The organism is Novosphingobium sp. SL115 (assembly GCF_026672515.1).
GTDB lineage: Bacteria > Pseudomonadota > Alphaproteobacteria > Sphingomonadales > Sphingomonadaceae > Novosphingobium.
On record NZ_JAPPRG010000002.1, the window covers coordinates 981,585 to 999,297 of the forward strand.

General features: G+C 63.2%; 19 protein-coding genes and 1 tRNA gene. 13 read left to right on the top strand and 7 right to left on the bottom strand.

Annotated elements, in window-relative coordinates:
- Nucleotides 1-152: 152 nt before the first annotated feature.
- From OVA07_RS06270 to pepN, 3 genes are read right to left on the bottom strand one after another with little or no spacing between them, the layout of a single operon-like run.
- On the bottom strand, nucleotides 153-782 hold the full coding sequence (locus tag OVA07_RS06270; protein WP_268172630.1) for a glutathione S-transferase: 630 nt from the start codon (nucleotides 780-782) through the stop codon (nucleotides 153-155).
- Nucleotides 779-1,543 carry a peptidoglycan editing factor PgeF gene (gene pgeF, locus OVA07_RS06275; RefSeq protein WP_268170614.1) on the bottom strand — a complete coding sequence of 255 codons (765 nt, stop codon included), beginning with the start codon at nucleotides 1,541-1,543 and terminating at the stop codon, nucleotides 779-781. The genes OVA07_RS06270 and pgeF overlap by 4 nt, the downstream gene beginning before the upstream one ends.
- Complete coding sequence (gene pepN, locus OVA07_RS06280; RefSeq protein WP_268170615.1) at nucleotides 1,540-4,149, bottom strand: aminopeptidase N; 2,610 nt, start codon at nucleotides 4,147-4,149, stop codon at nucleotides 1,540-1,542. Before pepN ends, pgeF begins: the two co-directional genes overlap by 4 nt.
- Nucleotides 4,150-4,205: 56 nt before the next feature.
- On the opposite strand from pepN, the gene OVA07_RS06285 reads away from it, so the two are divergent.
- Complete coding sequence (locus tag OVA07_RS06285) at nucleotides 4,206-5,054, top strand: SDR family NAD(P)-dependent oxidoreductase (RefSeq protein ID WP_268170616.1); 849 nt, start codon at nucleotides 4,206-4,208, stop codon at nucleotides 5,052-5,054.
- On the opposite strand, the gene OVA07_RS06290 is transcribed toward OVA07_RS06285, so the two are convergent.
- Together OVA07_RS06290 and OVA07_RS06295 are read right to left on the bottom strand one after the other, a co-directional pair.
- A complete protein-coding gene (locus OVA07_RS06290; protein ID WP_268170617.1) occupies nucleotides 4,964-5,887 on the bottom strand; it encodes a DMT family transporter in 924 nt (307 codons plus the stop codon). The genes OVA07_RS06285 and OVA07_RS06290 overlap by 91 nt on opposite strands.
- On the bottom strand, nucleotides 5,884-6,900 hold the full coding sequence (locus OVA07_RS06295) for a threonine aldolase family protein (RefSeq protein WP_268170618.1): 1,017 nt from the start codon (nucleotides 6,898-6,900) through the stop codon (nucleotides 5,884-5,886). The genes OVA07_RS06290 and OVA07_RS06295 overlap by 4 nt, the downstream gene beginning before the upstream one ends.
- Before the next feature lie 54 nt (nucleotides 6,901-6,954).
- On the opposite strand from OVA07_RS06295, the gene OVA07_RS06300 reads away from it, so the two are divergent.
- Nucleotides 6,955-7,254: a GNAT family N-acetyltransferase gene (locus OVA07_RS06300; protein WP_268170619.1), complete on the top strand. Its 300-nt coding sequence runs from the start codon at nucleotides 6,955-6,957 to the stop codon at nucleotides 7,252-7,254.
- 29 nt (nucleotides 7,255-7,283) lie between these two features.
- Here the strand turns inward: OVA07_RS06300 and OVA07_RS06305 are convergent.
- Nucleotides 7,284-7,358, bottom strand: a tRNA-Thr gene (locus OVA07_RS06305).
- Nucleotides 7,359-7,516: 158 nt separating this feature from the next.
- Between OVA07_RS06305 and OVA07_RS06310 the strand changes: the two genes are divergently transcribed.
- From OVA07_RS06310 to OVA07_RS06355, 10 genes are all read left to right on the top strand, one after another.
- Nucleotides 7,517-7,699 carry a hypothetical protein gene (locus tag OVA07_RS06310; protein ID WP_268170620.1) on the top strand — a complete coding sequence of 61 codons (183 nt, stop codon included), beginning with the start codon at nucleotides 7,517-7,519 and terminating at the stop codon, nucleotides 7,697-7,699.
- 45 nt (nucleotides 7,700-7,744) lie between these two features.
- Nucleotides 7,745-8,431 (top strand): 2,3-diphosphoglycerate-dependent phosphoglycerate mutase, encoded by a 687-nt coding sequence (gpmA, locus tag OVA07_RS06315; protein WP_268170621.1) that lies wholly within the window; start codon nucleotides 7,745-7,747, stop codon nucleotides 8,429-8,431.
- Between the two features lie 26 nt (nucleotides 8,432-8,457).
- Nucleotides 8,458-8,943, top strand: a complete 486-nt coding sequence (purE, locus tag OVA07_RS06320; protein WP_268170622.1) for a 5-(carboxyamino)imidazole ribonucleotide mutase — start codon at nucleotides 8,458-8,460, stop codon at nucleotides 8,941-8,943.
- A gap of 13 nt (nucleotides 8,944-8,956) precedes the next feature.
- On the top strand, nucleotides 8,957-10,015 hold the full coding sequence (locus OVA07_RS06325) for a 5-(carboxyamino)imidazole ribonucleotide synthase (protein ID WP_268170623.1): 1,059 nt from the start codon (nucleotides 8,957-8,959) through the stop codon (nucleotides 10,013-10,015).
- On the top strand, nucleotides 10,012-10,509 hold the full coding sequence (locus tag OVA07_RS06330) for a dihydrofolate reductase (RefSeq protein ID WP_268170624.1): 498 nt from the start codon (nucleotides 10,012-10,014) through the stop codon (nucleotides 10,507-10,509). Before OVA07_RS06325 ends, OVA07_RS06330 begins: the two co-directional genes overlap by 4 nt.
- Complete coding sequence (locus OVA07_RS06335; RefSeq protein ID WP_268170625.1) at nucleotides 10,509-10,634, top strand: hypothetical protein; 126 nt, start codon at nucleotides 10,509-10,511, stop codon at nucleotides 10,632-10,634. Before OVA07_RS06330 ends, OVA07_RS06335 begins: the two co-directional genes overlap by 1 nt.
- Nucleotides 10,634-11,557, top strand: a complete 924-nt coding sequence (locus tag OVA07_RS06340) for a bifunctional riboflavin kinase/FAD synthetase (RefSeq protein ID WP_268170626.1) — start codon at nucleotides 10,634-10,636, stop codon at nucleotides 11,555-11,557. The genes OVA07_RS06335 and OVA07_RS06340 overlap by 1 nt, the downstream gene beginning before the upstream one ends.
- 162 nt (nucleotides 11,558-11,719) lie before the next feature.
- On the top strand, nucleotides 11,720-14,551 hold the full coding sequence (ileS, locus tag OVA07_RS06345) for an isoleucine--tRNA ligase (RefSeq protein WP_268170627.1): 2,832 nt from the start codon (nucleotides 11,720-11,722) through the stop codon (nucleotides 14,549-14,551).
- Nucleotides 14,551-15,081: a signal peptidase II gene (gene lspA, locus OVA07_RS06350; protein ID WP_268170628.1), complete on the top strand. Its 531-nt coding sequence runs from the start codon at nucleotides 14,551-14,553 to the stop codon at nucleotides 15,079-15,081. The genes ileS and lspA overlap by 1 nt, the downstream gene beginning before the upstream one ends.
- Nucleotides 15,081-15,494 carry a DUF3035 domain-containing protein gene (locus OVA07_RS06355; protein WP_268172631.1) on the top strand — a complete coding sequence of 138 codons (414 nt, stop codon included), beginning with the start codon at nucleotides 15,081-15,083 and terminating at the stop codon, nucleotides 15,492-15,494. Before lspA ends, OVA07_RS06355 begins: the two co-directional genes overlap by 1 nt.
- A gap of 48 nt (nucleotides 15,495-15,542) precedes the next feature.
- Here OVA07_RS06355 and ung read toward each other — a convergent pair whose 3' ends face one another.
- Nucleotides 15,543-16,226 carry a uracil-DNA glycosylase gene (gene ung / locus OVA07_RS06360; RefSeq protein ID WP_268170629.1) on the bottom strand — a complete coding sequence of 228 codons (684 nt, stop codon included), beginning with the start codon at nucleotides 16,224-16,226 and terminating at the stop codon, nucleotides 15,543-15,545.
- 148 nt (nucleotides 16,227-16,374) lie between these two features.
- Here ung and OVA07_RS06365 point away from each other — a divergent pair, with 148 nt between their 5' ends.
- Entirely contained in the window at nucleotides 16,375-17,679 is a 1,305-nt protein-coding gene (locus tag OVA07_RS06365) for a UDP-glucose dehydrogenase family protein (protein WP_268170630.1), read from the top strand.
- Nucleotides 17,680-17,713: the final 34 nt, after the last annotated feature.

The following is a 17,713-nucleotide window of genomic DNA, read 5'->3' on the forward strand; positions in this document are numbered from 1 at the left end:
CCTTGCGACCGTAAAAAGCCGGATGTGTTACGACCTAAACTTTCTGATTGATGAACGTGCGCGGCGGACATGCCCGTCGTGGGGGCTGTGCGGGCGCAGCGTGCGATGAACCGTTGTGAAGCAATAGCCGGCCGGGGTGCACCGGGGCAGAATCAGGACGGAAAGCGGATCGGCGGTGTGCCATCCTGCCACGGCGCGAACCGGACCATGACGGCATTGAACAGGTCGGATTCAAGGTGACCTGCCAGCCATGGCTTGAGATGCGGCAAGGCTATGCCATCGAACCAGTCGCGGTCCACGGCGGCGAACTGGCGCACGAAAGGCATGATCGCCATATCGGCCAAGCCGCGCGCTGCCCCGCAAAGCTGCCCTTGCGCTGCCAGCCGCCCGTCCAGTTCGTGCAGAAACGCAAGGCCGCTGTCCCGATGCGCCAGCGGATCCCTGCCATGGCGTTCGGGATATTTGTAGCGGTCAAGATCATGCTTGAACGGCCCATCGTTGCGCTCGATCAGCGCAGGCTCGTCCCGCTCCAGCCAGCCTTCCGGATCATGTCGGGCCAGCGCCCAGCGCATCACGTCGAGGCTCTGGTCGATGACGGCCCCGTCGGGCAGTACCAGCACCGGCACCGTTCCCTTGGGCGATACGGCCAGCATGGCAGGCGGCTTGGCCGATAGCTTCACTTCGCGCAAGTCGCACCCCACGCCGCTGACCGCCACGGCCAGTCGCGCCCGCATGGCATAAGGGCAGCGGCGAAAGCTGTAGAGGATGGGCCGGTCTGTCAGGATGCAGACAGCCCGATCAGAGAGATTTGCCGACCATAGCTGGCTTCCTTGCGGTGGGTGGCGCGGCGGAACGAATAGAACCGCTCCTCCTGCGCATAAGTATCCTCGCCCAGCATGCCCACGCGCCCAACGCCCGCATCGCGCAGGCGCGAGGCGACATAGCCTTCCAGATCGAACCACGCATGGCCTTCGCGCCCGGCGCGAAAGAAGCGTTCGTTTTCAGCCGACTGTTCGGCAAAGCGCGCCTCGAACGCGGCATCCACTTCATAGCTTTTCTGCGCAATGCACGGCCCGACCACCGCAGCAACATTTTCCCGCCGCGCGCCCAGCGCTTCCATCGCCGCCAGCGTGGCGTCGGTCACCCCGGTAAACGCGCCCTTCCAACCTGCGTGCGCTGCGCCCACCACGCCTGCGGTGGGATCGTGGAACAACACCGGCGCGCAATCCGCTGTGAGCACGCCCAGCACCACGCCGGTCCGGTCGGTTACCAGCGCATCGGCACGGGGGCGGTCAGCATCGGCCCAGCAGTCCGTCACCGTCACCACATCGGGCGAATGGATCTGATAACAGGTCTGCAACATGCCGCCGGGCAGCACCGCGTCTGTTGCGCGGCGGCGGTTTTCGGCGGTCAGCGCCGGGTCATCATCGCTATAGCTGACGTTCAGCCCGGCAAGGTCGTCCACGCTCACCCCACCGCGCCGCCCGATAAAGCCATGCGCTGCACCTGCCAGCAGCGGATGCGTCAGGGCTTCAACGCTCACGCCTCAAGGCTCTTGGTCACTTGTTCGCGCACATCGCGCGACAGGCCTGGCTCGGCGGCGATCCGTTCCAGTTCGCTGCGCATCAGCGTGGCGCGGGCCTCGTCCACCTTCTTCCACCGGCCCAGCGGCGGCACGAAGCGGGCGGCGACATTGCCGTTGATCGGGTCCAGTTTCAGGATCAGGTCCGCAATCAGGCGGTATCCTTCGCCGCCAGCCTTATGGAACCCCTGCGCGTTGACCGCATAGGCCATCCACAAGGCGCGGACCCGGTTGGGGTTGGTCAGGGTGAAATCGGCGTGGGCTGCCAGCGCCTTTACGTGTTCGGTCACATCAGGATTCAGTGATCCCGCCTGAAGCGAGAACCACTTGTCGGTCACCAGCATGTTGCCATCGAACCGCGCATGGAAATCGGCTAGCGCCACGTCGCGTTCAGGGGCGTTCAGCCCGCACAGCACCATCAGCGCGGCCTGCCGGTCGGTCATGTTGGTGGCGGTGTCGTACTGCGCTTTGGCCCGGCGCGCGGCTTCTGCCGGGTCTGCTGCGGCCAGATAGACCAGCGCCTGCGTCTTGCACTTGCGCGCGCCGCGTGCCGCCGCTTCAAGGCTGTAAGGCACGGCAAGGCAGCGGTCGTGCAGCGCCAGCCACTTGTCCTTCAGCGTCTCGCCCAGCCAGCGCTTCAATCCTTCGCGTTCGGCAAAGATGCGGGTCGGGTCGGCACGGACAAGCTGTTCGGCAAGATAGGCCTCGCCCGGCAGGATCAGCAGTTCGCCGCGCATCAGATCATCCAGCGCCGCATCATCCAGAATCGCGCCCATCGCCGCGCCAATGGCGTCGCGCGCACTATCGGCATCGGCCAGCGTACCGGCCACGGCTCCCACCAGATAGCGCACGATCAGCTGCTGCATCGCTTCATAGCGGGCAAAGGGATCGTCATCGTGACGGGCCAGGAACACAAGGTCTTCGGCGGTGACCGGCGCGGTCACTTCAACCGGCGCGGAAAAACCGCGGTTGATCGACAGCACCGGCAGGGCGTCGAACCCGTCGAAAGTGAAGCTCTGGCTGGCCTCGGTCAGCACCAGCAGTTCCTCGCCGCGATGCTGGCCGCTGGCGCGGTCAAACAGTGCGGTGCGCAGCGGGATCACCATCGGCAGCTTCACCGGCTGGCCGGGCGTGGGGGCCATGGTCTGCGTCAGGGTCAGCGTAAGGGTGGAACCCTGCAGCGCCATCTCGACATTGACCTTCGGCGTGCCCGCTTGTTCATACCAGCGACGGAACTGGGTCAGGTCAAGGCCCGCCCCGTCTTCCATCGCTTTCACGAAGTCTTCGCACGTCGCCGCCTCGCCATCGTGGCGGTCAAAGTACAGTTCGGTACCTTTCAGGTAGCGTTCGCGTCCGGCAAGGACAGTCATCATGCGGATGACTTCCGCGCCCTTGTTATAGACGGTGGCTGTGTAGAAGTTGCTGATTTCCTGATAGGAATCCGGGCGGATCGGGTGCGCCAGCGGCCCCGAATCCTCAGGGAACTGCGCTGCGCGCAAAATCCGCACATCCTCGATCCGCTTGACCGGGGGCGACCCGCGATCAGCGCTGAACTGCTGGTCGCGCAGGACGGTGAAGCCTTCCTTCAGCGAAAGCTGGAACCAGTCGCGGCAGGTGACGCGGTTGCCTGACCAGTTGTGAAAATATTCATGCGCAACAACACCTTCGATGGCATCATAGTCACCATCGGTGGCCGTTTCCGGGTCCGCCAGAATATAGCGGGTGTTGAAGATATTCAGCCCCTTGTTCTCCATCGCGCCCGCGTTGAAATCGCTGACGGCGACGATGTTGAAATCATCAAGGTCATATTCGCGGCCATAGACATCCTCATCCCATTTCATCGACGCGATCAGCGAATGCATGGCATGGTCGGTGCGGGTTTCATCACCGGGACGGACATAGATCGCAAGGTTCACAGCGCGGCCCGAACGCGTTGTAAACACGTCATGATTTGCCACCAGATCGCCCGCGACCAGCGCGAAAAGATAGCTTGGCTTGGGCCACGGGTCGTTCCATTGCGCCCAGTGCGTGCCATCGGCATTGTCGCCGCTGGCCACCGGGTTGCCGTTGGACAGCAGCACCGGGAACCGCGCCTTGTCGCCTGCCATTCGCACCGAATAGACCGAAAGCACATCGGGCCGATCGGGGAAGAAGGTGATGCGGCGGAAACCTTCGGCCTCGCATTGCGTGCACAGCAGGCCGTTGGAGGCGTAAAGTCCTGAAAGCTGGGTGTTTGCCGTGGGATCGATCAGTGTTTCAATGCCCAGGTCATGCGCACTACCGGGCAGGTCGATTACCAGATCCGCGCCGTCCATGTGCCAGTCGTTGTGCGGCTGGCCATCCACCGTCACGGCTTTTGCCTCCAGTCCGTCACCGTTCAGGCGAAGCTGCGAAGTTTCTGTTGCGGCAGGGTTTTTCTGAACCTTCAAAGTGGATTGCACGCGCGTTGCATCCAGCGACAGCGCGAAATCGAGCGCGATTTCCGGCACCAGCCACGCAGGCGGGCGATAGTCCGCACGGTGGATCACGGATGGGGCGGAGACGGGCGTGCCGGAGAGATCGTTCATGGAGGTGAACTTAGGAACCCGTGCGCGGCGGGGCAATCGCGGTTATGGGGATTTTGATGGGAAAGATGCTGATCTTCGGAATGGGCTATACCGCGCAGGTTCTTGCCCGGCACTTGCGCGCCCTTGGCTGGCAGGTAACCGGCACTGGCAGCGCGGGTGATCTGGCCTTTGCAGATCGCGTGGCGGTGCAGGGCGCACTGGCTGGTGCCACGCATATTCTGTCGTCCGTGCCGCCCTTGCGTGATGGCGGCGATCCGGTGCTGGATACCTATGGCGCGGATATAGCCGACAGCGGCGCGGAATGGATCGGATACCTGTCCTCCACCGGGGTTTACGGTGATGCGGGCGGCGCATGGGTGGATGAATCCGCCTCTGTGGGCCACGGACGCCGTTCTGCCCGCGCGCAGGCAGACCTTGGCTGGCAGGTGCTGGATGCGCGGGGGCGGGTGTTCCGCCTGCCCGGAATCTATGGGCCGGGGCGCAGCGCGCTGGACCGGGTGGCACAGGGGAAGGCGCATCGCATCGCGTTGGCAGAGCAAGTGTTCAGCCGGGTGCATGTGGAAGACATTGTCAGCGGCGTGATGGCCTCGTTCAAGGGGCCGCCGGGCGCCTATAATCTGGCGGATGATCTGCCGTGCAGCCAGAACGTGGTGATCGAGGAAGCCGCAAGACTGCTGGACATCGCCCCGCCGCCACTACTTTCTCTGGAACAGGCGAACCTGTCTCCCATGGCGCTGGCATTTTATGCCGAGAATCGCCGCGTGGCCAACGGCAAGGCCAAGCGGGTGCTAGGCTGGCAGCCCGCCTTTCCCACTTACCGTGAAGGGTTGCGCGCCCTTAACGCCAGCACCAGCCCCACCATGGCCAGCGCCGATCCAGCCACTGCCAGCACCGACCAGCGGTAGCCTTCGAACAGGGTGGACAGCAGCATCGCAACGACCGGCACCAGCACCCCGTTATAGGCTCCACGCCCCGCGCCCAGCCTTTGCAACAGGCGGAAATATAGCGGGAAGGTTACGACCGATCCGATCAGCCCCAGATAGAGCACCCCGAACAGATAGCCGGGACGGGTATCGAACTGCGGCGGACCTTCCATGATCCATGCGAACGTGCCGTCGATAAGGGTGCCCAACGCCATGGCCCAGACCAGCAGCGGGATCATCGGTTGCCGCCGGGCCGTGTCGCTGGCCTGAAGGATATTGGCGACTGATGCGCTGCACAGCGCAGCGGCGTTCAGCGCGATGCCGGTCAAGACTTGTCCTTCGGGCGGAGCCATGCGGTATTCGTGCAGCAATAGCAGCGCGATGCCGGCCCCGGCCACAGCAGAGCCGCCAATGAATCCGCGCGTTACCGGCTGTTTCAGCACTAGCCACGCCAGCAGCGCATTGGGCACCAGCAGTAGCGCGAAGAACACCGCGACAATGCCCGATGTCAGGTGATGTTCGGCGCGATAGACGAACTGAAAGTTCAGCACGAATTGCGTGAGGCCCAACAACAGCGCCACTTTCACCCCACCTGTCGGAAGCCGCAGCGATTCGCGCCGGACCAGCGCCAGCACAGCCATGCCCAGCGTTGCCGCCGCAAACCGCCAGGTGACCGACCAGCTTGGCCCCACGCTGCCGATCTGGTCCTTGATGACCAGCCAGGTCGATCCCCAGATCAGCGCGACCAGCAGGAACGGCCCGGCAATGCTCCACTGCCAGAACCGCGCGGTACCGGGCTGTTCCGCCTCGGTCATAGCGCAGTGATGGCGCGGGCCAGCGCGGCAACGTGGTCCGGATCACTGTCCCATGCGGTGACGATGCGTGCCGCGCCGGACGCACCGGCAGGGACGGTCCAATCGTGGAACCCGAACCCGGCAGCGCGCAGGGCATCTTTCTCGTCGTCAGACAGGATCAGGAAAATCTCGTTCGCCTCAACCGGGTGAAGCAGGCGCTCGCCTGCGCTACCGGCAATTTCCTGCGCGGCGGCATTGGCGGCGCGGGCATTATCCAGCCACAGATCGCTTTCGACCATCGCCAGAACCTGCGCCGCCAGATAGCGGCCTTTCGATTGCAGATGCCCGGCCCGCTTGCGGCGATAACGCACCACATCGGCCAGTTCCATGTCGAAGAACACCAGCGCTTCGGCACTCATCCCGCCGTTCTTCACACAGCCAAAGCTCAGCACATCCACCCCGGCGCGCGCGGTCACGTCGGCCGGGTGGCAGTCCAGATGGGCCACCGCATTGGCAAAGCGCGCGCCATCCATATGCAGGCCCAATTCGCGGGTCTGCGCCAGCGATCCGATGCGGGCGACTTCGGCAGGCGAATAGACACGGCCATATTCGGTCGCCTGCGTGATCGATATGGCGTGGGGCTGCACCTGATGCCCATCGTTGCGGATCGGGTCGATCACGGCGGAAATGCTGGCGGGGGTCAGCTTGGCCCCTTCGCCATCGGCCAGCATCAGCTTGGCCCCATGGGTGAAGAAGCCGGGCCCGCCGCCTTCGTCCATTTCGATATGAGCCTCGCGGTGGCACACGGCACCGCCATGGGGCGGCACCATGGCGGCCAGCGCAAGGCAGTTGGCCGCCGTGCCGGTGGCGACCCACAGCCCGACGCATTCCGTGCCGAACAGATCGGAAAAGGCATCGTCCAGACGGGCGGACAGGGCATCGCCATCATAGGCGGAATCGGCCACATCTGCCTTGTGCATCGCCTCCCAAACGCGGGGGTGGACGGCGGCGGCATTGTCGGAGAAAAATTTCATCGGAAACCGCCATGTCGGTGCGGGCGTTGAAGGTCAAGCAAAGGAGAAAACGGCATGGCGACAAAGGCGGAGGTGGCAATAACCCATCTCGATCAGGGCGCGCGCGGCGAATATCACGCGCGGGTCGAAGGCAGCGATGTGATTGGCCGCCTGACCTATAAACGGCAGGGCGATACGGTGATTGCCGACCACACGCTGGTCCCCCCCGAAATCGGCGGACGTGGTGTGGCAGGGGAACTGGTGAAAGCGCTGGTGGCCGATGCTCGCACGTTCGGCTTCAAGATCGTGCCGCAATGCAGCTATGTCGAAGCCGCTTTCAAGCGGCATCCCGACTGGGCCGACCTGCGGGCCTGACGGCCAGATTTTCCATGATATCGAGGAAATGGTGCTGCTGGGGAGGATTGAACTCCCGACCTCAGCCTTACCAAGGATGCGCTCTACCACTGAGCTACAGCAGCACACCATTTCCATCACTGCCAACCGTGCGACCCGGTGAAGGGCGGCGGTGGGCAGGGGCGCGCTAATGACGGGGGCTTGGGCCTTTGTCAAGCGCCGTTCTGGCTGCCCAGCCAATGGGCTTGCGTGATTTTCGTCGGCGAGCCAATCATATGGGGCAATGACCGATAACAATACACCATCAAGCCGCGAAGAACGGCTGGCCGCCCGCCTGCGCGAGAACCTGAAGCGGCGCAAAGCGCAGGCGCGTGCGTTGGGCGAGGCCGGGGAAAATGAATCCGGCGCAAGCGCAGGTGAATCGGCTGATTCACCGGAAAGCGCCCTTTCCAATCGGCATGGGTGACGCTAGGGGCCGCGATACATTTTTCAACAGTCACAGGATGCCCCGATGCCCCGCCTGATCCTGATCCGTCACGGCCAGTCGCAGTGGAACCTCGAAAACCGCTTCACCGGATGGTGGGACGTGGACGTGACCGAAAAGGGCGCGGCCGAGGCTTTTGCTGCGGGTCAGTTGCTGAGAGACAAGGGCGTGCTGCCGACGCTGGCGTTCACATCGTTGCAGACCCGCGCGATCAAGACGCTGCATCTGGCACTTGAGGCGATGGGCCGTCTGTGGGTTCAGGAAGACAAGGACTGGCGTTTGAACGAGCGCCACTATGGCGGGCTGACCGGGCTGGACAAGGCCGAAACCGCCGCCAAGCATGGTGACGAGCAGGTCAAGGTGTGGCGCCGCAGCTTTGATGTGCCACCGCCGGTGCTGGACGCTGGCAGCGAATTCGATCTGGCCAGCGACCCGCGTTATGCCGGGATCGACGTGCCCGCGACCGAAAGCCTGAAAGACACCATCGCGCGCGTTCTGCCGTGCTGGGAAGAAAAGATCGCGCCTGCACTGAAGGCCGGGGAAACGGTAATCGTTTCGGCCCATGGCAATTCGCTGCGTGCGCTGGTGAAGCACCTTTCGGGCATTTCGGACGAGGATATCACCAGCCTCGAAATCCCAACCGGGCAGCCGATCGTTTACGAGCTTGATGATTCGCTGGCCGAGATCGAGCGCTATTACCTGTCGGAGCGCTGAGCGCTTGAGCCTGAAAGGGGCGGGGAATGACTGACAAGCCTGCGGTTGCCATCGTCATGGGCAGCCAGTCCGACTGGGAAACCATGAAGAACGCGGCCGCCGTGCTGGAAAAGCTGGGCGTCGGCCATGAATGCCGCATCGTTTCGGCGCACCGCACGCCCGACCGGCTGGTGGCCTTTGCCAAAGGCGCGCATCTGGAAGGCTTCAAGGTCATCATCGCGGGCGCAGGCGGCGCGGCGCATCTGCCGGGCATGGTCGCGTCGATGACGCACCTGCCGGTGCTGGGGGTTCCGGTGGAATCCAAGGCACTGAAGGGCATGGATTCGCTGTTGTCGATCGTGCAGATGCCCGGTGGCATTCCCGTGGGCACGCTGGCCATCGGCGTTCCCGGCGCGACCAATGCGGGCATTCTGGCCGCGTCGATCCTGGGCACATCGGACGAAGCGCTGGCGCAGCGGCTGATCGCGTTCCGCACCGCGCAGACCGATTCGGTTGCTGAACAGCCGGTTTGAGGAGACGCTGCGCATGATCCCGCCCGGTGAAACCATCGGCATACTTGGCGGCGGCCAGCTTGGCCGGATGATCGCGCTGGCGGCGGCCAACCTCGGTTATCGCTGCCACGTCTATGCGCCTGAGGCCGATTCGATTGCGGCGGATGTCTGCGCGGCCTTCACCCAGGGCAGCTATGACGATGAGGCTGCGCTGGCGGCTTTTGCGGCGCAATGCGCCGTGGTGACCTACGAATTCGAGAATGTCGCTGCCGCACCGCTGGCCGCGATTACCGGACACGCCCGTCTGCACCCGCCGGCAAAGGCGCTGGAAGTGGCGCAGGACCGGGTGAATGAGAAGACTTTCGTCGAACCGCTGGGGGGCAGGCCCGCGCCGTGGGCGCAAGTGGATTCGGTGGATGATCTGAAGGCGGCGGTGGCGCGTATCGGCGCGCCCGGAATCCTCAAGACCCGGCGCGATGGTTATGACGGCAAGGGCCAGTGGCGCATCATGCAGCCGTCCGATGTCGATGCCATCGATCTGCCGGATGTGCCGCTGATCTACGAAGGTTTCGTCACGTTCGCAGCGGAATTTTCGGTCATCCTTGTGCGCACGGCCGCGGGGGAAGTACGGTTCTGGGACAGCGCGGAAAACGTCCACAAGGGCGGGATTCTGGACCGGTCGAGCGTGCCGGCATCGGCTGTCATTCTGGCGCAAGTTGATGAAGCACGTACGCTGGCGGGCAGGGTGGCGGATGCGCTGGACTATGTCGGGGTGCTAACGCTGGAATTTTTCGCCACAGAAAATGGGCCTGTTTTCAATGAAATGGCTCCGCGTGTGCACAATTCCGGGCACTGGAGCATCGAAGGGGCGCTGACCAGCCAGTTCGAAAACCATGTGCGCGCGATTTGCGGGTTGCCGCTGGGGTCCACTGCGCTGGCGGCCAAGGGCGTGGTGATGGACAACCTGATCGGCGACGACGCGCATGACTGGCCCGCAATCCTGTCCGATTCGGCCAACCATCTGCACCTTTATGGCAAGGCGGCGGTGCGTCCCGGTCGCAAGATGGGCCATGTCACCCGGCTGGTGCTGTGACGGGCCTAGAACAGGATATTTTCCTGATCTATGCCCGCGCCGACAATGGCGTGATCGGGCGCGACAATGCCTTGCCATGGCGGCTGCCTGCTGACCTGAAGCGGTTCAAGGCGCTGACCATGGACAAGCCCATGGTGATGGGCCGCAAGACCTTTGAAAGCCTGCCCGGATTGCTGCCGGGCCGCCGCCATGTGGTGCTGACGCGCGATGCGAACTGGCAGGCCGGAGGGGCAGAAGTTGCCACCACCGTCGAACAGGCGCTGGACCTTGCCGGGCCGGGCGAAGTGGCGATTGTGGGCGGGGCGGAAATCTATCGCCTGTTCCTGCCGCTGGCGGCGCGCGTGGAATTGACCGAAGTTCACGGGCAGTTCGCTGGCGATACGGTGATGCCGCCACTTGGCCCCGAATGGCACGAAATCATGCGGGAAGAGCATGAGGCAGCAGGCGAACATCCCGCATACGCCTTTGTCACGCTGCGCCGGAACGCGGCGTAATGGCGCTGGTGCTGCACGCGCTGCTTGACGATGCCGCCATCGCCGCCGAAATACGCAAGGCTATGGGGGACAACGCGCCGCTGATGATCCGTGCCGGAACCGCGCCTGATGGAGGCGCGCTGTAGTGATTCGCCTGAACAGTCTGGAACCGGTGCCCGACCATTTGCGGGGCGGGATTGTTGCGCTGGGCAATTTCGATGGCTTCCATCTGGGTCATCAGTCCGTGGTGGGCGAAGCGATCCGCTGGGCGCGTGAAGAAGGCCGTCCGGCGATTGTCGCCACGTTCGATCCGCATCCGGTGCGCTATTTCGCGCCCGATGCCGCGCCGTTCCGACTGACCACGCTGGACCAGCGGCAGGAACTGTTCGCTGCTGCCGGGGCCGACGCCATGCTGGTGATCCACTTTGGCGCGGACGTCGCGGGCATGACCGCATCGGAATGGATTGAACACGGCCTTGCCGGGCATCTGGGCGCGGTAGGCGTGGTGACGGGTGAGGATTTCACCTTTGGCAAAGGGCGCAGCGGCAATCCGCAGGTGCTGTCCGAACAGGGCGCGCGCTTTGGCCTGCGCGCGCGGGCGATGGGCGCGGTCACGCTGGAAGGCGAAGTGGTGTCGTCCAGCCGCATCCGCGATGCCTTGCTGGCGGGCGATTGCGAAAGCGCGGCGCGCTTGCTGACGCGGCCTTTTGCCATTCGCGGCATTGTACAGCATGGCGACAAGCTGGGCCGCACGATCAACTTTCCCACCGCCAATCTGGACATGGGTAACTATCTGCGTCCGCGTTACGGCATCTATGCGGTGAAAGGGCGTCTGCCCGATGGCCGGGTGGTGAATGGCGCGGCCAACATGGGCATCCGCCCGATGTTCGACCCGCCCAAGGAACTGCTCGAACCGCACTTCTTCGATTTTTCGGGCGATCTGTATGGGCAGGAAATCGAGGTGGCGTTTCACCACTTCCTGCGCCCTGAAGCCAAATATGATGGCCTTGACGCGCTGGTGGCGCAGATCGGGCGCGATTGCGACGAAGCGCGGCGGTTGCTGGGGTAATTCACCACCGCCGTTCGTGCTGAGCCTGTCGAAGGATGTCAGCGCTGTGCTTCGGTCCTTCTGCACGTTCAGGATGAACAGGTGCGCAGTGCGGTTTTGGGCCGCTTCTGGAGCGGTCAACCACTTCCCCAAAGCGCCAGTTTGTTCTAACGCCCGCCGATTATGACCGAACAGCGCGATTTCCGTCCGACCGTCTTCCTGCCGAAGACCGATTTTCCCATGAAAGCTGGCCTTCCCCAGAAGGAACCGGGCATTCTGGCGCGCTGGCAGGAACAGGACCAGTATCGCAAGGTGCGCGATGCGCGGAAGGGGCGTGAGCAGTTCATCCTGCATGACGGCCCGCCCTATGCCAATGGCGACATGCACATCGGCCATGCGCTGAACCATATCCTGAAAGACATGGTGTGCCGCACCCAGACACTGTTGGGTAAGGATGCGCCCTATGTGCCCGGCTGGGACTGCCACGGCCTGCCTATCGAATGGAAGGTCGAGGAAGAATACCGCAAGAAGAAGCGCAACAAGGACGAGGTTCCGCCCAAGGAATTCCGCGCCGAATGCCGCGCCTATGCCCAGAAGTGGGTGGATACCCAGCGCGAACAGTTGAAGCGGCTGGGCATCAACGGTGACTGGGACAACCCTTATCTGACGATGGATTTTCAGGCTGAAGCCACCATCGTTGGCGAACTGCTGAAATTTGCCGAATCTGGCCAGCTTTATCGCGGGGCCAAGCCGGTGATGTGGTCGCCGGTCGAAAAGACCGCGCTGGCCGAGGCTGAGGTCGAGTACGAGGATATCGTTTCGACGCAGATCGACGTAGCGTTCGAGATTGTCGAAGCTAGCGACCCCGATCTGATCGGCGCGAACGTGGTGATCTGGACGACGACGCCGTGGACCATCCCGGTTAACCAGGCGGTCGCTTATGGCAGCCACATCGATTATCACATGATCGAGGCCGATGGCCGTCGCTACCTGATTGCCGAACCGCTGGTTGCGGGCTTCATGCAGCGGTTGGGGCATGACAGCCACGATCTGCACTTCATGATCAAGGGCGTCGCCTTTGAAGGCGCGGTGCTGCGCCATCCGATGCATCACCTTGGCGGTTTCTTCGCCAAACCGCGCCCGATGCTGGAAGGCGAATTCGTCACCGTCGATTCGGGCACCGGCTTTGTCCACATGGCACCCGACCATGGCGAAGATGACTTCGCGCTGTGCAAGGCCAACGGGATCGAACCGGTCTTTGCCGTGCTTGGCGATGGCAAATATCGCGAAGATTGGCTGTGGCTGGCAGGGCAGGGATCGGTCATCAATCCCAAGTTCAATGCGCCCGATGGCCCGATTTGCGAAGACTTGCGCGCGGCTGGCGGGCTGGTGGCGGCCAGTGCCGACTACAAGCATTCCTACCCGCATTCGTGGCGTTCGAAGGCCAAGGTGATCTATCGTTGCACGCCGCAGTGGTTCGTGCCGATGGACAAGGAACTGCCTGCCATGGCGCGCGAGGAAGGGCCGGGGTCGGAATTCGATTCGCTGTTCCCCCCGACGCTGCGCACGCTGGCCAAGGACGCCATCGCCGCCACCCGCTTTGTACCCGAAAAGGGCCGGAACCGCATTGGTGCCATGGTGGAAGGGCGGCCTGACTGGGTGCTTTCACGCCAGCGCGCGTGGGGTGTGCCGATCACGCTGTTTGTCGATCGCAAGACGGGCCAGTATCTGAACGATCCGGCCGTGAACGCGCGCATTGTGGCCGGTATCCGGGCCGAAGGCGTGGATGCGTGGGACGAGGAGCGCGCGCAGGGGTATCTGGGCGATGCCTATCGGCTTGAGGATTTCGAGCGGGTTACCGACATTCTGGACGTGTGGTTCGACAGCGGATCGACCCATGCCTTCGTGCTGGAATCGGGCCGCTGGCCTGATTTGCTGCGCCCGGAAGGTTACACCGGCCCGCGCGCCGATCTGTATCTGGAAGGGTCTGACCAGCATCGCGGCTGGTTCCAGTCCAGCCTGCTGGAAGCCTGCGCCACGCGCGGCCATGCGCCTTACAAGGCGGTGCTGACCCATGGGTTCACCATGGATCAGAAGGGCATGAAGATGTCCAAATCGCTGGGCAACACTATCAGCCCGATTGACCTGATGCGCGATTATGGCGCGGATATCCTCCGGCTGTGGGCGCTGTCGGTGGATTTCACCGAGGATCACCGCATCGGCAAGGAAATCCTTGCAGGCGTGGCCGACCAGTATCGCAAGCTGCGCAACACCTATCGTTATTTGCTGGGCGCGCTGGAAGGGTTTTCGGAAGACGAACGCCTGCCGGTGGACCAGATGCCGGAACTGGAGCGCTATATGCTGGCGCTGCTGGGCAAGCTGGATGCGACATTGCGGCAGGCCGTCGATGATTTCGACTTCAACACATATGTCCGCGCGCTGACCGAGTTCTGCAACGAAGACCTGTCGGCGTTCTTCTTCGATATCCGCAAGGACAGCCTGTATTGCGATGCGCCAGGCGATGTGAAGCGCCGCGCCTATCGCACGGTGCTGGACATGCTGTTCCATGCGCTGGTTCGCTATGGCGCGCCGGTGCTGGTGTTCACGGCGGAAGAGGTGTGGACGTCGCGCTATCCGGGCAGTGACAGTGTGCATCTGCTGGAATGGCCGGAACTGCCCGCGATCAGCGTGGATGAAGCGCGCTGGGCCGAACTTCGCGCGCTGCGCCAGACGGTGAACGAAACCATCGAGCCGCTGCGCCGCGAAAAGGTGCTGGGTTCGGGGCTGGAAGCCAATGTCACCGTGCCCGAAGGCGCACCGGATGCCGATTTGGCAGAGCTGTTCATCACTGCGACAGTAACGCGCGGGCAGGGCAGCGAAGTGACTGTAGAACGCACCACCGATCACAAATGCGGCCGCTGCTGGCGTCATCTGCCCGAAGTTTCGGAAGACGGTGCGCTGTGCGATCGCTGCGATGACGTGGTGGCCGGTATTGACGCGGCGGCGGTGGCCTGATGTTCACCCCTGCGCGCATTCGGGGCCTTGGCCTTGCCGCGCTGATCTTTGTGGTGGACCGTGCGGTAAAGGCGCTGATGGTCGGCCCGCTGGCCCTGCGCGAACGCGGGCTGATCGATCTGCTGCCGATGTTCGACCTGCGCTATGCCGAAAACTATGGCGTGTCGTTTGGCATGTTCACGGCAACGTCGCTGGAAATGCGCTATGGCCTGATCGTGGTGACGGCACTGATCGCGCTGGGCGTGGGTATATGGATGCTGCGCGAAACCGCGCGCGGCGATATTGCAGGCCTTGCGCTGGTGCTGGGCGGGGCCGTGGGCAATATCTATGACCGGCTCGCCTATGGCTACGTCATCGACTATGCCGATCTGCATATTGGCGAATGGCGCCCGTTCCAGATATTCAACCTTGCCGACGTGGCGATCACGTTCGGCGTTCTGATACTGCTTGCCCGCTCGTTCAAATCGGGCAAAAAGCCTGATGAAAGCGGATCGGCCAATGGCGACGATGCCGCCACGGAGAATGCATGATGCGTAAAGCTGCCGCCCTTGCCCTCGTCGTTTCGGCTGCGGGCCTGCTGTCTGCCTGTGGCGGCGGCGGTTCGCTGCTCAACCGTGACCGGCCCGATGAAATGGCCGTGACCCGTGCTGCGCCGCTGGTGGTGCCGCCTGATTTCGCGCTGACCCCGCCCAATCCCGGCGCACCGCGCCCGCAGGATTCGGAAACCGGCAAGCAGGCGCTTGATGCTCTGTTCGGCGGCCCTTCGGCGCGTTCGGGGGTTGAAACCGACGCGGTGAACCGTGCCGGAACTGCTGCTGCGTCGATCCGCTCGACCGTGGGTGATCCCGGCACGCAGACCGTGGCCAAGGGGCAGGTCGTCCGCGATATCCTTGCCGCGCCGGAAGGTGATGGTCAGGCTGCAACGGCTTCGATTCCGGGCTGATCGAAAGCGCCAACTATTTGAAAAGCCCCGCTTCGGCGGGGCTTTTTGTTATACCCGCCAATCGATGCTGCCGCGCCCGTGGCTTTCCAGAAAGGCGTTAGCCTGGCTGAAATGGCGGCAACCGAAAAAGCCGTTATAGGCTGAAAGCGGGCTGGGGTGTGGGGCTTTCAGCACCAGATGCGGCCCATCGGCAAGGCCGGGAACGCGCGCGGCCTTCTTTTGCGCATGGCTGCCCCACAACATGAACACGACAGGTTCTGTTCGCGCGGCGACGGCGGCGACGGCGGCATCGGTGAACTCTTCCCATCCGCGCCCCTGATGCGATCCGGCTTTGGCGGCTTCCACGGTCAGTGCATTGTTCAGCAGCAGCACGCCTTGCTGCGCCCAATGCGTCAGGTTGCCGTGGGATGCGCGCGGCAGGCCAAGGTCGGTTTCCAGTTCCTTGTAGATATTGACCAGACTGGGCGGCACTTTCACCCCGTCCTGCACGGAAAACGCCAATCCATGCGCCTGTCCGGGGCCGTGATAAGGGTCTTGCCCCAGAATGACCACGCGCACCTGATCCAGCGGGGTCATTTCCAGCGCAGCAAGGCGTTGTCCGCGCGGGGGATAGATGGTCTTGCCCGAACGCTCTTCGGCCTGAAGGAAGCCGCCCAGCGCGCGCAATGGCGGAGTCTGCAACACAGGTGCAAGAATTTCGGCCCAGGCAGCGGGCAGTTGTGTCGTGGTCATGCGCTTGTCTATGCTGCAGATGCGTTCATCGCAAGCTGAGGCGATTGCCGTGCTTGTAAGCTGATGCAGCATCTGTAAAAGCACCTATGCTGCTACTGCGAAATGACGCGACGGCATCTGGTACAACCAGCCAAAGAATGGGAACGTAATGAAGATCGCAATGGTAGGCTCTGGCTATGTCGGGCTGGTTTCTGGTGCGTGCTTTGCCGATTTCGGCCATGATGTCGTGTGCATCGACAAGGACGCGAGCAAGATTGACCGCCTGCATCAGGGCATCATGCCGATTTACGAGCCGGGCCTTGCGGAACTGGTGGCATCCAACGTCAAGGCAGGCCGCCTGACCTTTTCAACCGATCTTGCCAGCGCCATCGATGGCGCGCAGGCGATCTTCATCGCGGTTGGTACGCCTTCGCGGCGCGGTGACGGCCATGCCGATCTCAGCTATGTCTATGCCGTGGCTGAAGAACTGGCTGCCAACATCAAGACGCCCACGGTGGTCGTCACCAAATCCACCGTGCCGGTGGGCACTGGCGACGAAGTGGAGCGCATCATCCGCGACAGCGGGACCAGCGTTCAGTTCGCGGTCGTGTCCAACCCCGAATTCCTGCGCGAAGGCGCGGCCATTGGCGATTTCAAGCGCCCTGATCGCATCGTGCTGGGCGCCGAAGACGAATGGGCGCGGGGCGTCATGAAGGAAGTCTACCGCCCGCTGTTCCTGAACAAGGCACCGATCCTGTTCACTTCGCGCCGCAGCAGCGAACTTATCAAGTATGCAGCAAACGCCTTCCTTGCGACCAAGATCACCTTCATCAACGAAATGGCCGACCTTTGCGAAAAGGTGGGGGGCGATGTGCAGGATGTGGCGCGTGGTATCGGGCTTGATAACCGCATCGGGTCCAAGTTCCTGCACGCGGGGCCGGGCTACGGCGGTTCATGCTTCCCCAAGGACACGCTTGCACTGCTGAAAACGGCAGAAGATTACAACAGCCCGGTCCGGCTGGTCGAAGCGGTGGTCAAGGTCAACGACAGCCGCAAGCGGGCGATGGGCCGCAAGGTTATCGAAGCGCTGGGCGGCGAAGCGCGCGGCAAGCGTGTGGCGCTGTTGGGCCTTACGTTCAAACCCAACACCGATGACATGCGCGATGCGCCATCCATCGCCGTGGTGCAGACCCTGATCGATGCCGGGGCCGAAGTCGTCGCTTATGATCCTGAAGGCATGGAACCGGCTGCGGCCATCCTGCCCGAAGTGCAGATGGTGCAAAGCGCCTATGCCGCCATCGAAGGGGCCGATGCGATCGTGCTGGTGACGGAATGGGATGCGTTCCGCGCGCTCGATTTCGACCGGGTGAAGCAGCTTGCCAAGGCACCGATCATGGTTGATCTGCGCAATGTCTATGACCCGGCGGAAATGCGCGCCGCTGGCTTTGAATACAGCAGCGTGGGCCGCCCGTAAGCAGGCCTTGCAGCCCCTCCTGCAAAGGGAGGGG